The organism is Ensifer sp. SSB1 (assembly GCF_016652895.1).
Lineage (GTDB): Bacteria > Pseudomonadota > Alphaproteobacteria > Rhizobiales > Rhizobiaceae > Ensifer.
In genome coordinates this window covers 42,863-56,061 of sequence record NZ_JAEPRP010000013.1, presented here as the reverse complement: position 1 = coordinate 56,061, position 13,199 = coordinate 42,863, and the positions used below count along the sequence as shown (strand labels likewise).

12 protein-coding genes and 1 other annotated feature are annotated in these 13,199 nt (G+C 63.2%); of the genes, 7 read left to right on the top strand and 5 right to left on the bottom strand.

Translation table 11 applies throughout. The annotated features are described in order from the left end of the window. Positions 1-106: 106 nt before the first annotated feature. From I8N66_RS05440 to I8N66_RS05430, 3 genes are all read left to right on the top strand, one after another. Entirely contained in the window at positions 107-511 is a 405-nt protein-coding gene (locus tag I8N66_RS05440) for an antitoxin Xre-like helix-turn-helix domain-containing protein (RefSeq protein ID WP_291150591.1), read from the top strand. Beyond that, positions 489-1,205: an RES family NAD+ phosphorylase gene (locus tag I8N66_RS05435; RefSeq protein ID WP_291150588.1), complete on the top strand. Its 717-nt coding sequence runs from the start codon at positions 489-491 to the stop codon at positions 1,203-1,205. The genes I8N66_RS05440 and I8N66_RS05435 overlap by 23 nt, the downstream gene beginning before the upstream one ends. Positions 1,206-1,618: 413 nt before the next feature. Beyond that, positions 1,619-2,065 (top strand): GNAT family N-acetyltransferase, encoded by a 447-nt coding sequence (locus tag I8N66_RS05430; protein WP_291150586.1) that lies wholly within the window; start codon positions 1,619-1,621, stop codon positions 2,063-2,065. Positions 2,066-2,144: 79 nt separating this feature from the next. On the opposite strand, the gene I8N66_RS05425 is transcribed toward I8N66_RS05430, so the two are convergent. Next, positions 2,145-3,341 (bottom strand): TCR/Tet family MFS transporter, encoded by a 1,197-nt coding sequence (locus I8N66_RS05425; RefSeq protein WP_365886848.1) that lies wholly within the window; start codon positions 3,339-3,341, stop codon positions 2,145-2,147. A 300-nt stretch (positions 3,342-3,641) separates the two neighbouring features. Next, a complete protein-coding gene (locus I8N66_RS05420) occupies positions 3,642-5,732 on the bottom strand; it encodes a GAF domain-containing protein (protein WP_291150581.1) in 2,091 nt (696 codons plus the stop codon). 309 nt (positions 5,733-6,041) lie between these two features. On the opposite strand from I8N66_RS05420, the gene I8N66_RS05415 reads away from it, so the two are divergent. From I8N66_RS05415 to I8N66_RS05405, 3 genes are all read left to right on the top strand, one after another. After that, positions 6,042-6,443 (top strand): GFA family protein, encoded by a 402-nt coding sequence (locus I8N66_RS05415; RefSeq protein WP_291150579.1) that lies wholly within the window; start codon positions 6,042-6,044, stop codon positions 6,441-6,443. A 180-nt stretch (positions 6,444-6,623) separates the two neighbouring features. After that, entirely contained in the window at positions 6,624-7,490 is an 867-nt protein-coding gene (locus I8N66_RS05410) for a DUF3883 domain-containing protein (protein ID WP_291150578.1), read from the top strand. Positions 7,491-7,571: 81 nt separating this feature from the next. Next, positions 7,572-7,627, top strand: a sequence feature (sul1 is cis-regulatory element that is thought to sense ions involved in sulfur or methionine metabolism; They are found in Alphaproteobacteria). Positions 7,628-7,699: 72 nt separating this feature from the next. Continuing rightward, positions 7,700-9,184 (top strand): SulP family inorganic anion transporter, encoded by a 1,485-nt coding sequence (locus tag I8N66_RS05405; RefSeq protein WP_291150576.1) that lies wholly within the window; start codon positions 7,700-7,702, stop codon positions 9,182-9,184. 64 nt (positions 9,185-9,248) lie between these two features. Here the strand turns inward: I8N66_RS05405 and I8N66_RS05400 are convergent, their stop codons facing one another. Continuing rightward, positions 9,249-10,016: an adenylate/guanylate cyclase domain-containing protein gene (locus I8N66_RS05400; protein ID WP_291150574.1), complete on the bottom strand. Its 768-nt coding sequence runs from the start codon at positions 10,014-10,016 to the stop codon at positions 9,249-9,251. Positions 10,017-10,252: 236 nt separating this feature from the next. On the opposite strand from I8N66_RS05400, the gene I8N66_RS05395 reads away from it, so the two are divergent. Beyond that, complete coding sequence (locus I8N66_RS05395; protein WP_291150571.1) at positions 10,253-10,573, top strand: low molecular weight protein tyrosine phosphatase family protein; 321 nt, start codon at positions 10,253-10,255, stop codon at positions 10,571-10,573. A gap of 36 nt (positions 10,574-10,609) precedes the next feature. On the opposite strand, the gene I8N66_RS05390 is transcribed toward I8N66_RS05395, so the two are convergent. Together I8N66_RS05390 and I8N66_RS05385 are read right to left on the bottom strand one after the other, a co-directional pair. Then, a complete protein-coding gene (locus I8N66_RS05390) occupies positions 10,610-12,046 on the bottom strand; it encodes a DUF1254 domain-containing protein (protein WP_113539006.1) in 1,437 nt (478 codons plus the stop codon). 237 nt (positions 12,047-12,283) lie between these two features. Then, on the bottom strand, positions 12,284-13,132 hold the full coding sequence (locus I8N66_RS05385) for a hypothetical protein (RefSeq protein WP_113539005.1): 849 nt from the start codon (positions 13,130-13,132) through the stop codon (positions 12,284-12,286). Positions 13,133-13,199: the final 67 nt, after the last annotated feature.

The window sequence follows — 13,199 nt, the reverse complement described above, 5'->3', positions numbered from 1 at the left end:
TTCGGCAACACTCCACACAGCAAACTCGTCATCGTCCCTTGACTTTCCTCACCACATCGCCATTTCATATCATATGATACATTCAGTCACCGCATAGGAGACGACCATGGCCAGCACTCAACCGGCTTTCGCCCCCGACAGGCAAGCGGCCCGCCAGGAAGAGGCCGTCATCGTCAAGGCCGTGGTCAAGGCCTGTGACCTCTGGCATCTCACCAACAGGGAGGCCGCCCAGCTCTTCGATGTGCCGATCGCCACCTGGAACCGGATGAAGGCGGGGGACTTCAAGGGCAAGCTCGACCAGGACAAGCGCATGCGCGCGAGCCTGATCGTCGGCATCTTCAAGGGGTTGCGCCTCTTCTTCAACGGACCGCTCACCTACCAGTGGCCGAAGGCGGTCAACACCGGGCCGCTGTTTGCCGGCCATTCACCGGTCGAGCTGATGATCGAGGGCGGCATTCCGATGATGCTGAAGGTGCGGCGCTACCTCGATGGCCTGCGCGGCGGCCTGTGAACTGATGATCCCGGAGATCGATTTCAACGAGCCGGCGACCGTCCGCCTGATCTCGACCGCCTACATTACCGAGCCCGCCGTCAAGCCGCTGGCGGACGATGACGACGAGGTCGAGATCCTCAACCGGCTGGAGGCGATGACCTCGGCGCGGCTGAGCCCGCTTGCCCTGCCCGCCGGCGTCGATCCGGCCGAGCTTCTGAACGAGACCTTCGGCTATGGCTGGTCGCTGATCAATGCCGCCTTCTGCCATGCCCGCCCGCCGGGCAACCGCTTCAACGGCGAGGAACGTGGCGCCTGGTACTGCGCCTTCGGCCCGCGCGCGCTTCAGACCTGCCAGACGGAGATCGTCTACCACCGCACCCGGGCGCTCCGCGAAGCCGGCAGCTTCCACGATATCGGCCGCTACCGCGAACTGATCGCCGGCTTCACCTGCCGCTTCCATGATGTGCGCGGCGAAAAGGATGCCGCCTATCTCTCCCCAGATACGGCTGTCGCCTACCCCGCCGGCCAGGCGCTCGCCGCCACCATTCTTGCCGAAGGCGGCAACGGCCTGATCTATCCCTCCGCCCGCGATCAGCAAGGCGAGTGCCTCGCCGTCTTCCGCCCCTCGGTCATCCAGAACGTCCGCCAGGGCCGCACCATCACCTTTCAATGGTCGGGCACGCCCGAGCCGCGCATTCTGGACGAGAATTGAGCGGCGAACCGGCGTGACCGCAGAGCCGCCAAGCGGTCCGCAATGTTCCCGCAATGCGCATCCTCGACAAGGGCTCGCCTTTCCGGTTTCCCGCGCTACACTTGCCGCGGCCGGATTCGGCCTGAATAGAAACCACTTATAAATCAAATTGTTATTGACGCCTTTGCCCCGCTGGATATGCGCCGGCGCCTGGAAGCCAGGCCTCACTCTCTCTTAGGCTGCCAGGAGAGGAAAACGGCTGCACCACGTTCCACTTGACGACCGCCCGTTTCGCGTAGGCTGCGACGCGACCGGCGCGTTCTCCAGGCTTGGGATGTGGCCGCTGCGAGCGCCGCATCGTCCCTTCTCCCCACCCGTGATGAGAAGGCGCCGGCAGGGCGGCCGGGAAGCAAAGCGTCGACCATGAGGAACGAATGACGATTACACTTTTGCCCGTCGATGCCGTCGATGCCGACGTCATCCGAAAGCTCGACGTTCACGAAAACCAGATGAATTTCATCGCCAGCAATGAGGAGTCTCTCGAAGAACTCGCCGAGCGCCAGGAATGCGTGGGTTTTGCCGTCATTGCCGAGGGCGCCCCCGTCGGCTTTGCCATGTATGCGCTCGATCCGGATGACGGCAATCACTGGATCTACCGGCTGATGATCGACGCCCGCCATCAGGGCAAGGGCTATGGCGCCAAGGCGCTGGCAGCCCTGCTCGACCACATGGCCACGATCCCCGAATGCGGCGACATCTATCTCGGCGTCTACCCGGACAACGCCCGCGCCTACGCCCTCTATCATCGGTTCGGCTTCCGCGAGACCGGTATGATGCTCGGCGAGGAAAAGGTCATGTGGCTGGATCGCACGTCGAAGTAGACCACGGGGCTGCGTCCCGCTCGGCGCGGATCGGATCAATCCGGTCCCATCCGCGTACCATAACCCTGCCCTCGGCGCGCTACGACGCGACCGGGGCCGCCACCGGCTTCGTCAGGCGCAGGCCGAGCACCAGCAAGCCGCCCAGCGCATAGACGAAGACGACGGACAGCCAGACGGCGCCCGGCCATTGTTCGCGAACGGCAAAGTAGATGCTCGAAAAGGCGAGCGGGCTGATGATCGAGGCGAGGCTCACGGCCGAGGCCAACACACCCTGGAACTGGCCCTGCTGGCTCTCGTCGACCTGCCGGGTTGCCAGCGACTGCAGCGCCGGCACGCCGATGCCGCCGAGCGCAAAGACCGGCATGATCGCAAAGATCATCCAGCCCTCGGTCGCAAAGGCCATGACGGTGAGCGCAAGGCATACGCCGGCGATACCCGCCAGAATGGCGCCGCGCTCGCCGAAGAGCTTCACCGCCGGCCCGGGTAGAAACGTCTGGGCGAGCGTCTGGCAGACGCCGAAGGCGCCGAGCGACAGGCCGATCCAGAAGCCGTTCCACTGAAACGTCTCGCTGCCCCAGAGCGCCCAGCAGGTGCCATAGGCCTCGCCCGTGGCGCTGAAGACCAGGAAGAGGAAGACGATCGGCAGCACGCTCTTGACCGAGAACACCCAGCGCAGCGGCTTGAGCGGGCTGAGCGCATCGAGGTCGATCCTCTCCCGGCTCGGTGTGCGCGACTCCGGCAGCACGAAATAGGCCAGAGCCAGATTGCAGCCATTCAGCACCGCCGCGGCGATGAACGGCAGACGCAGCCAGTGATCGCCGGCGACGCCGCCGAGAACCGGTCCGATTATGAAGCCGATGCCGAACATGGCGTTGAACAGGCCGAAGCGTTGGGCGCGCTTATCCTCGGGCGTGATGTCGGTGATATAGGCGGTCGCAACCGACATGTTGGCGCTTGTCAGCCCGGCGATCGCACGGCCGAGGAAGAGCATTGAGAGATTGGGCGCAAAGGCCAGGACCAGGTAGTTGATGGCCGCACCGGCAAGCGAGATCAAAAGTACCGGCCGGCGGCCCAGCCGGTCGCTGAGCGCCCCCAGAACCGGCGCGAAGATGAATTGCATGACGGCGTAGAGGGCGGTCATGGTGCCGATATAGGGCGCGACGTTTTCGGCCCCTGTGACCTCCTTCAGCAGCGAAGGCAGGATGGGAAAGATAAGGCCGATGCCCACGGCATCGAGCATGATGGCAGTGAAAATGACGATGAGAGGTTTCTTCATGACGCGTTCCGATCGACGCAAGCACGCGCACGCCAACAGGCGCCGATGCCTTGCGATTGGGTGACCTGACGATGCAGGCGATGGGTTTTGGGAAACGCTGGCCGATCCGTGCTCAAAAGCAGGGATGGCGTGTGCTTGACCGCCTGGACGGGAATTCGTCCACCTGTTTACTCCGCCACTGAGCGGATCAAGGGAGGCAGTCGCTTTTCGCGATGGCAGGCACTTAACACCGGATGGCGGAACGCGGCAAGCCCCACAATATTGCCGCACGAGCCGGCAGACAACGCCTGGAAGCGTTCCTCACCGAGCCATGTTCAGTTCGGAGACCGGCATGGAGATGGTGCAGCGCAGGCCATCGGGCGCGAGGGTGAAGCTCGATCTTGCCTGAAGTTGATAGGGCAGCGCCCGCTCGATCAGTTCGCGCCCGTGTCCCGTGCCCGCGCCGGCTTCGGCTGCAGGCGGCATGCGCACGCCGTATTCGTGCCAGTCGAAGTGAAGCCAGAGCTTTTGGTCCTGCCCGGCGTCGATGCGCCAGCGAACGGATAGCGTGGCGCCGGCCTGTCCCAGGGCGCCATACCTGACGGCGTTGGTCGCCAGTTCATGCAGCGCCATCGCCAGCGTTTGCGCCGTCGATGAACGCAGCTTCACGCCGGCGGGGCCTTCAAGCCGCACGCGGCCCATATCCGCATCCACCGCCGCCAGTTCCGCCCGGATAAGCTCATCCAAAGCCACACGCTGCTGGTCGGTCAGGCGCGACAACAGGCCCTGAACCCTGGCCAGCGCCGAAAGGCGACTGTGGAAATGGGCGTAGAAATCCGGCAGGTCCCTGGCTCTGCGCGCGGTGGTCTCGGCAATGGCCCTGACGACCGCCATGAGGTTTCGCGTGCGGTGCTGGAGCTCGGCGACGAGCACCTTCTGGCGGTTTTCCCATTCCCGCCGCTCGGTGGTGTCGGTCATGGCGCCCACCATGCGCACCGCCTGCCCAGTCTGATCGTAGAAGAAGCGGCCGCGCCCCTGCAGCCAGCGAACGGCGCCATCCGGGTGCTTCGTGCGAAACTCCGTGACGAACTCGCTGCGCATCGCCTGCGCCCGCTCCAGCAGGGCTTCGGTCTCCGCCCGGTCGTCCGGGTGAATGCGCGCGGACCAGTTTTCATAGCTCGGCGTCACCTCGTCCACGCCATAGCCCAGCATGCGAAAGTGCTCGCTGCTCCAATGCACGTCTCCAGTCAGGACATTCCAGTCCCAGAGGCCGAGGCCGCCTACCTCCACCGCCGTTCGCAGCCGCTCCTCACTCGCCCGAAGCGCCATCTCCGCCTTTTCGCGCTCGATCAGGTCGGCCGCTTGGCGCGCCACCACGTCCAGCAGGCGCAGCTCCCGCTCCGTCGGCTCGTGAACCTGCTCCCAATGCGTCGACAGCATGCCGATGATCGCGCCACCACGGGAATAGAGCGGGGTCGTCTGAATGGCGCGGATACCCGCCTGCCGATAGGCCACCAGGTCCGCGGTTCCCCGCATGAATTCCGCAGCCTCGACGTCGGACACGATCACGCGCTTTCCAGTGTGAAGCGCACGCGCGCACGTGCATCCGGAGCCCAGGCGAACCCATTGCCAGAACTGCGCTGCCTCGTCGCTGAAGCCGCGATGGGAAAGCAGGTTCAACGCGCCGCCCGGTCCCCGGTCGGCATGCAACATCTGCAGGCTGGCGAATTGCGACCGCATGATGCCGACGGCGCCGTCCAATATGGTCTCGTAGACGGCCTCCGGCCGTCCGTCCTTGATCAGTTCCAGGCTGATGGCCTGCAGCCGCTCGCTGTCTTCCAGCTCGGCACTGATCTGCTGCCGGCTTTGATGATGCGCGATGATCATCGAGGCGGTGTGCGTCAGGTTTTCGGCAACGGCCAGATCGTCCGCGGTCGCCTGCCGCGGCTCTGCGAAAAACATGGCGAAGGTACCAACGACCTTGGACGCAGCCGTCTCGACCGGAAATGACCAGCAGCCGCGATAGCCGGATTCCCGCGCAAGCCACAGCCAGGGCTTCCACCTGGGCTCGTTTTCCACGTCGGGCGTAATGAGAGGCTTGCCGAAATCGATGGGAAGGCCGTGGGCGAGCGCGCTCGGCCCGAGCTTGAAGCCGTTGACCCCGCCCGCAAAGGTATCGGGCATGCCCGTGACATAGTTGAGCTCGGTGCCGTCGGTATTGGCGATATAGAAGGCGCAGTGCGCGATCCCGGCCACCTGACGAAGCGCCAGCGCGATCAGGATATCGAGCGACGCCGAAAGCGGAGCGCCGTTGACGGCGGCCTGGAACGCCTCCATCTGCCCGGTCAACCAGGCACTGCTGCGCTCGAACTCTTCATGAGCCGCAAGAGACAGGCTTGCGTCGTCGTTCATAATCGAGGCGCTCCCTTTTCGACCTGGGCCCGAGGGCGGAGCGGCAATCGTGGCAGAGACGCTTGCGGCAAGTCCGGACGAAGGACCGCCGGGGTCGTCAAAGCGCCATTCGGGCGCCTCTGCGCTTCCCTCTCTATATACCATTTCGGCCCGCCCTTGGCCGAAAACGGCCGAGACCGGCAGTTCGTTCCGCTTGACGTCGCAGCGGCGACGTCAGGCTCGGCAGTGTCTGCTCGTCACAGGCCAGCATTGCAGCCACCGGCCAACCGGCGCAGTATCCCTCCACCTCAACAACGGGATCGATGCACCATGCTGAAAGGCTCATGCCATTGCGGCAACGCGAAGTGGTCACTCGAAGGCGACCCCGGATCGATCACCGCCTGCAACTGCACGCTCTGCCGCCGCTATGGCACGCTCTGGGCCTATGACTACGAAGGCGAGCGGATCGGCGTGACCGGGAAAACCACCTCCTACACCCGCGCCGACGAGAAGACCCCCTCGCTCGAGATCCTGTTCTGCCCGACCTGCGCCGGCGTCGTCGCCTGGCGGAGCCTGCATCTCGACGAACACGGACGCCGGCGCATGGCCGTCAATCTGAGGCTGGCGGAACTGGAGCAAGTCGCCGATCTCCCCATCGACCATTTTGACGGCTTCGACACCTTCAAGGACCTGCCGTCCCGGGGAAAATGCGTGCGCGATCTTTGGGCGTAACGCGTGGCTGTCGTCGACACATCGCCTCACAGCGGCCGGCGCATGTGATCAAACCCTCTCGATGATGCTTGGGCAACGTCTAAGGTCCTCGCGCCCTGGTCCCACTCCTCAGCCATGGGTTGAGGCACTCAATTTCGGGGGATGAAGACATAGAAGCAGGCCGCAGCGCATTTTCTTCGGATGACAGATACCAGTGCGCTGCGTAGCCTGGCGAGCATGGGCGCAGGGGATTGGACAGATGAGGAAAATGACGCGATCGTCGCGGCCTATTTTTCCATGCTGAGCGACGAGCTTTCCGGTCGCCCTTACAACAAGGCCCTGCAAAACCGGGTTCTCCAGGGAGAGCTCGCAAAAAGTCGCGGCTCGATAGAATTCAAACATTGCAACATTTCGGCAGCTGCAAAGGGCTTTGGCCTTCCTATCCTCAGCGGTTACCAGCCGCGTTTCAATTTTCAGATGTCGCTGGCAGAGGCGATATCCCGATGGTTGGCCCGACATCCGCAATGGGATAGCGCCCTTGGCCCCGAGCTTGTGCCCGGTGTGGCGGAGCCACCTGCGCTTTTCATCGGCGTCGCGCCCACTTTGCACAATGCCCCACCACCCGCTGAATTGACGCAGATGCAGACGGTTGCACGGCGTTTCGATGTGGCCGGGAGAGACGAACGCAATCGCGCCCTTGGCCGCGCTGGGGAAGAGCGCGTACTCCATCATGAACGCCTGCAGCTACAACAGAGCGGCCGCCAGGATCTGGCCCGCCAGGTTCGATGGGTGGCCCAGGAAGATGGCGATGGCGCGGGTTATGACATCGCAAGCTTTACCCCGGATGGGCGAGTGCGTTTGATTGAGGTAAAGACCACCAACGGTTGGGAACGAACACCTTTCCATATTTCCCGCAACGAACTTGAGGTGGCCGAGATGCGACGCCAGGAATGGTGTCTCCTCCGTCTCTATGATTTCTCGCGCCATCCGCGAGCCTTCGAACTGCGCCCGCCTCTTGACGTTCATATCTCCCTGATAGCGACCAGCTATCAGGCGAGCTTCCACTGAGTAGGCTTTCGCCAACGCACTTGCCTTTACCGGCAGCGATTGTTGCGCGGGCTCGGTTTCTTCGCTACGAAGGGCCATCCACAAGGACCCGGTGAAACTCCGGGTGGCTCTTCTGGCCGCCGATCCGCCAGACAACACAGCAACGCAACTTCTGTACCCACAGGACCGAGCCCCCTCGGCCCGTTGCATTCAACTGTGAAATTTTTCCCATGCGCGCTTTTTCAAACTACCGTCAGGAGTGGTTCTCCAACATCCGTGGCGACATCCTCTCCGGCATCGTCGTCGCTCTCGCCCTCATCCCGGAAGCGATCGGCTTCTCGGTGATCGCCGGGGTCGACCCCAAGGTCGGGCTCTACGCCTCCTTTGCCATCGCCTGCGTCGCCGCCATCACCGGCGGCCGTCCGGGCATGATTTCGGCGGCGACCGCCGCAACCGCAGTCGTAATGGTCACGCTCGTCAGGGAGCACGGGCTCCAGTATCTCTTTGCCGCCACGATCCTGATGGGCATCATCCAGATCGCAGCCGGCTTCCTGAAGCTCGGCCGGGTGATGCGCTTCGTATCGCGTTCGGTCATCACCGGCTTCGTCAATGCGCTGGCGATCCTCATCTTCATGGCGCAGCTGCCGGAGCTGATCGGCGTCCCGGTCGAGACCTACTTCATGATCGGCGCCGGGCTGGCAATCATCTATCTCTTTCCCTTCGTCACCCGGGCCGTGCCCTCGCCGCTGGTCTCTATCGCCGTGCTCACCCTCATCGCCTGGTGGACGGGCATGGACCTGCGCACGGTCGGCGATCTTGGCGAGCTTCCCTCGTCGCTGCCCGTCTTCACGCTGCCGCAGGTGCCGCTCACCTTTGAAACCCTTCAGATCATCCTGCCCTATTCGGTGACGCTCGCGGCCGTCGGCCTGCTGGAATCGCTGCTGACCGCCCAGATCGTCGACGACATGACGGACACGCCGAGCAACAAGAGCCAGGAATGCATCGGCCAGGGTGCCGGAAACATCGCCTCCGCATTGATCGGCGGCATGGGCGGCTGCGCCATGATCGGCCAGTCCGTCATCAACGTGACGTCAGGCGGCCGCGGCCGGCTGTCGACCTTCGTGGCCGGAGCGTTCCTGTTGTTCCTGATCGTCGTTCTCAACGATCTCGTGCGCATCATTCCGATGGCGGCCCTGGTCGCAGTCATGATCATGGTCTCGATCGGCACCTTCTCCTGGCGCTCGATCGTCGATCTCGGGCGCAATCCGCCGCCTTCATCCGTCGTCATGCTGGCAACGGTCGCAACGGTCGTCGCGACGCACGATCTCGCCAAGGGCGTCATCACAGGCGTGCTTCTCTCCGGCATCTTCTTCGCCGGCAAGGTCGCAAAACTCTTCAGCGTGACCAGGAGCGGGGAAACCGCCGGCACCACGACCTACCGCGTGTCGGGCCAGATCTTCTTCGCCTCGGCCGAAAGCTTCGTGCAGTCATTCGACTTCGCGGACGTGGCCCGGAAGGTGGTGATCGATCTGAATGCGGCCCATCTCTGGGACATCACCGCCGTCGGCGCGCTCGACAAGGTCGTGATCAAGTTCCGCCGCCTCGGCGTCGAGGTCGAGGTGCTGGGCTTCAACGAGGCGAGCGCCGACATGGTCGATCGCTTTGCGTTGCACGACAAGGAGGAACGGCAGGCAGCAAGCGCCACCCTGCATTGACCGGCAAGGCCAGCACCGCTTGCCGCACACCGGCGGTGCGACGCTGTCGCTCCCCCCGGTCCCGTCAGTGCGTCGCCAGCACCCGCGCCTCAACCGGCTGGTTGATGCCCTTCAGCACGAGCAACCGCGTTCCGGCGCCGGCCGTCAGCGCCTGGGCCTCGGCCGCGGTTTCGGGCGAGACGAGGATCTCACCCGCCTCGGCCTGAGATTCGAGCCGGGACGCCAGGTTGACCGTGCCGCCGATCGCGGTGAAATCGCTGCGGAAGGTCGAGAATTCGCCGATCTCGACATCGCCGGTGTGAATGCCGACCCCGACGCCGAGCGTCTCTCCCTTGAGATCGCCGAGCTGCAGGCTGCCAAGGGCGGCCGCGCAGAGCCGCTGGATCTCGCGGGCCGCCAGGATCGCCGCCTCGGCGTGGTCTTTCCGGATAATCGGGAAGTTGAAGATCGCCATCAGGCCGTCGCCCATCTGCTTGTTGACGATGCCGTCATGCGCCCAGATCGCCTGCGCACAGCGGTCCTGAAACAGGCTGACGATCTCGCTCAGGCGGATGCGCTCGATCCTCTCCGAAAGATGGGTGAAACCGCGGATATCGGCAAAGAGAATGGTCGCGCTTGCCGCAACGTGACTCTGCTTCTTCACATAACGGAAGGAGCGTTCGCAAATCGTGCAGATGTTCGGGTTCATCTTGCTCCGGGTGATGCCGAAGGCACGAAACGGCAGCGCCAGGGGCCCGCGAATGGGGATCGGCACATGCATCTGATCCCAGCATCCCCGGCAGATGCGGGCGTCGCCGCGTTGGGTCGGCTGGGTAGTAGAAGCTTCTGTCATGGTCTGCATCTGCTCCGGCTCACTGGGCCCGAGGGGCGTGAAAGAAGCTTCTGCCATTTGGCAAGTTTTAGCAACGGCTGGAAAAACCTGAGGTCAGCGAAAGCCGGCCATCGATGCACGCACTTGGCCGCGCAGCCTTCCCCTCTCTCGACGCGCCGCCGCCCCATCGCATGGACGCCTGCGCGCACAGGTGGTATCGCCGTCACCTTCCGCTTCAGGCAAGGCCCGTCACCCCGATGAAAAACGTTCTCTTCGTCTGCAGCCAGAACAAGCTTCGCAGCCCCACCGCCGAGCAGGTTTTCGCCGACTGGCCGGATATCGAGGTCTCATCGGCCGGCACCAACAACGACGCCGGAAATCCGCTGTCGGCGGAGCAGATCGAATGGGCCGACATTATCTTCGTGATGGAGCGCGCCCACCGCACGAAGGTGCAGGCAAAATATCGAGCCGCTCTCAAGAACAAGCGGCTCATCTGCCTGCACATTCCCGACGACTATGCGTTCATGGAGCCGGCCCTCATCCAACTGCTGAAGGTGAAGGTCCCGCCCTATCTCTAGCGTCGCCGATGCCGACGTTTTCGAACCGGTCCGTCTTCAAGCCTTCTTGACCGGCGGGATGACCCAGGAACCGTCGAGAATGGAGGGCGGGCTGTCATCCGGCCAGTAGAGCCGCATCATCAGGATGAACTTGCCCTTCGGCGCCGGCAGCCAGTTGGCCTCCTTGTCCTTGCCGGGTGATTCATTCTGGATATAGATCTCGGTCGATCCGTCGGCATTGGTCTTGGGGCTCACGCGGGCGCTGATCGAATAGCGGTTGAGCGGATTGTCGACGAAGAAATAGTTCTGGTCATACATGGTGATCGACCAGAAGCCGCGCACCGGCGGCAACTGCCCCTTCGGGAAGGTGACGACGTATTTGTTGGCGCCGTTATAGGCCCGGGAGAAAAGCCCGTCCTTGGATTTCAGCGACGTCGGATAGATCGCATCCTGCGGGCGATTGGCGCCCAGCCCGATTGCCGTGATCAGTGCGCGCTGCAGATAGCCGTTCCCGTAGATGCCGGTCTTGGTGGTAAAGCCCCAGCCGTTGATCTCCTGAATATCGCCATCGCTGAACTTGAAATGCAGCATGATGCGATGGAATGCGGTTACCGGAATGCGCGAGACGAAGGCGGCGTCCAGCTTGCTCTTGTCGAAATCCTTGCCGGGCACGATGCCGATCTGGGCAAACTTCGCGATCGCTTCTCCGTCCGCGGCCGTCGGCGGATTGGTCTTCATCAACTCGCAAAGCAGCGTGAAGTACTCGACCGCATCCATGCGGTTGACCTGCTCGCGCACCGCCGTCTTCATGTCGATGTGCGGATCGACCTTCCCCGGTGGCGGAGTCCAATCCTTGCCGTAGGCGCTGAGCGGCACCAGCTTGCATTCGTCCTGCAGCGCGTGAACCGCCTTGTAGTCTTCGGGCGAGCCGTCGCAATAGATACGGCCGAGGATCCAGACGATGCTCGTCGGCGACTTGTATTCGGTGACGCCATCAGGGACGGTGCCCTGCCAGCCGGGCCCGGTGATTGCGTAGGACTGCGCGCCATCGCCACTCGTCCGTTTTCCAGGCACCTGGAACACCGTCGTCCAGCCGTCGAGCATCGGAAACAGGAAGTAGCGATCCTTCATGTCGGGGATCGACAGAACCCAGGGCTCCTTGCCCACATCGACGAAGGCGGTCGTATAGAGCGTATCGGCGTTTGGTGCCGTGACGTCCTTGAAGGATGCGTTCGGATATTCGCGCAGCTTGATGATGTGGCCCATCGGGCCCTTGGTTCCTTCGGGCTGTTCGACATTGGTGACGACCCGGCGGGTCATTTCGGTGGTCACCAGCGGATAGCCGTAGATATAGGCTTCGACGGCCAACCAGAAATCGTCAGCCGCCTCGATGGGATCGATCAGCGGAGATTCCAGAGCATTCGCATGTGAAAATGATACCGTTGCCAGCAGACCGGCACCGCCCAAAGCGACGGCACGACGTGTCATATCCATGTTCGCCTCCCTCTTGCCTTCATGGCGGCAAGAAAGTTAGCACACACTAAATAACACTACTAGGCATTGTATCGGCCCGGATTTCGCGCCAGATCGCGACAACTGCCCGATCGCGCCGCCGGGCCCTCCTGAGACCCGTCTCTGCCGGCAAATTCGCAACGCAACCCGGAGTGGGTCGGCAACGGCTGCCCCGGATGGCGGGGCAGCGCAAGATGCATTCGGCTGCGGAGCAGCCGATCAGAACGACAGGCGGTTGCTGGACCAGACCGGGCCGAGGCGCTCTTCTTCCTTGAGCGTCGCCGAACCGTAGGAGAAGCGCAGACCACCGAAGATGGTGCTGGTGTCGCCGGAGACCGAAGCGCTCAGGCCTGAAAGCTCCTCGTTGGTGTATTTGTAGCCGGCAAAGAGCGTGACGGGGAAAGCGTCCAGCCGGTAGTTCGCCGTCAGCTTCAGGCTGCGCAGATCGTAATCGATGTCGTCTTCGCTGATGCGATGGAGCGAGCCATCGACGTCGAAGCGCAGGTTGTCGGTCGCGTAAACGCGTGCGCCGAGCGAACCCATATAGTGGTTGGCGTCGATGTCGTCGAAGTCTTCGATGCTCGCCTGGCCATAGCCGACCGAGCCATGCAGCGTCCAGGTATCGAGGAAATAGGCCGCCTCGAAGCCACCCATGTAATCGTTGAGGTCGACGCCGATGCCGGGGTCGAGGCGTGCGCCTTGCACGAAGACACCTGCCGCAAAGAGATCGTTGCGATAGTAGCCGTGCAGCGCGCCGTCATAGCTGTTGGTGTCGAGGTCCTCAAAAGAGGCGCGCGTGTAGCCGAGATCGAGCTGCAGGTTGAAGCCGGCGCCGGCATCGAAGTTCACAGCACCCCGCAGATCCCATGCATCCGCATCGATATCGCCAGGCGAGTCCACGGCAGCGCCGTAGGACGTCTCGACGTAGCCGACGATACCGCCGGACGCCTGCTCCACCGGCACTTCATAGGCATCCTGCGGCCCCACCAGCGGACCATCGATATCGGCCGCGGCCGCGATCGAAACACTTGAAAGAAGAAAAATGACGAAACCGCTCGCCCTGACCATTGCCCCACTCCGGTTCAAACCCCGGGGGAAAGGTAAACGAACACGGTTAATACAATCTCTACGGGAA

Bases quoted from the DNA above. Each gene is read 5' to 3' on its own strand.
- I8N66_RS05440 (WP_291150591.1), top strand. From the start codon at position 107: ATGGCCAGCACTCAACCGGCTTTCGCCCCCGACAGGCAAGCGGCCCGC.
- I8N66_RS05435 (WP_291150588.1), top strand. From the start codon at position 489: ATGGCCTGCGCGGCGGCCTGTGAACTGATGATCCCGGAGATCGATTTC.
- I8N66_RS05430 (WP_291150586.1), top strand. From the start codon at position 1,619: ATGACGATTACACTTTTGCCCGTCGATGCCGTCGATGCCGACGTCATC.
- I8N66_RS05425 (WP_365886848.1), bottom strand. From the start codon at position 3,341: ATGAAGAAACCTCTCATCGTCATTTTCACTGCCATCATGCTCGATGCC.
- I8N66_RS05420 (WP_291150581.1), bottom strand. From the start codon at position 5,732: ATGAACGACGACGCAAGCCTGTCTCTTGCGGCTCATGAAGAGTTCGAG.
- I8N66_RS05415 (WP_291150579.1), top strand. From the start codon at position 6,042: ATGCTGAAAGGCTCATGCCATTGCGGCAACGCGAAGTGGTCACTCGAA.
- I8N66_RS05410 (WP_291150578.1), top strand. From the start codon at position 6,624: ATGACAGATACCAGTGCGCTGCGTAGCCTGGCGAGCATGGGCGCAGGG.
- I8N66_RS05405 (WP_291150576.1), top strand. From the start codon at position 7,700: ATGCGCGCTTTTTCAAACTACCGTCAGGAGTGGTTCTCCAACATCCGT.
- I8N66_RS05400 (WP_291150574.1), bottom strand. From the start codon at position 10,016: ATGACAGAAGCTTCTACTACCCAGCCGACCCAACGCGGCGACGCCCGC.
- I8N66_RS05395 (WP_291150571.1), top strand. From the start codon at position 10,253: ATGAAAAACGTTCTCTTCGTCTGCAGCCAGAACAAGCTTCGCAGCCCC.
- I8N66_RS05390 (WP_113539006.1), bottom strand. From the start codon at position 12,046: ATGGATATGACACGTCGTGCCGTCGCTTTGGGCGGTGCCGGTCTGCTG.
- I8N66_RS05385 (WP_113539005.1), bottom strand. From the start codon at position 13,132: ATGGTCAGGGCGAGCGGTTTCGTCATTTTTCTTCTTTCAAGTGTTTCG.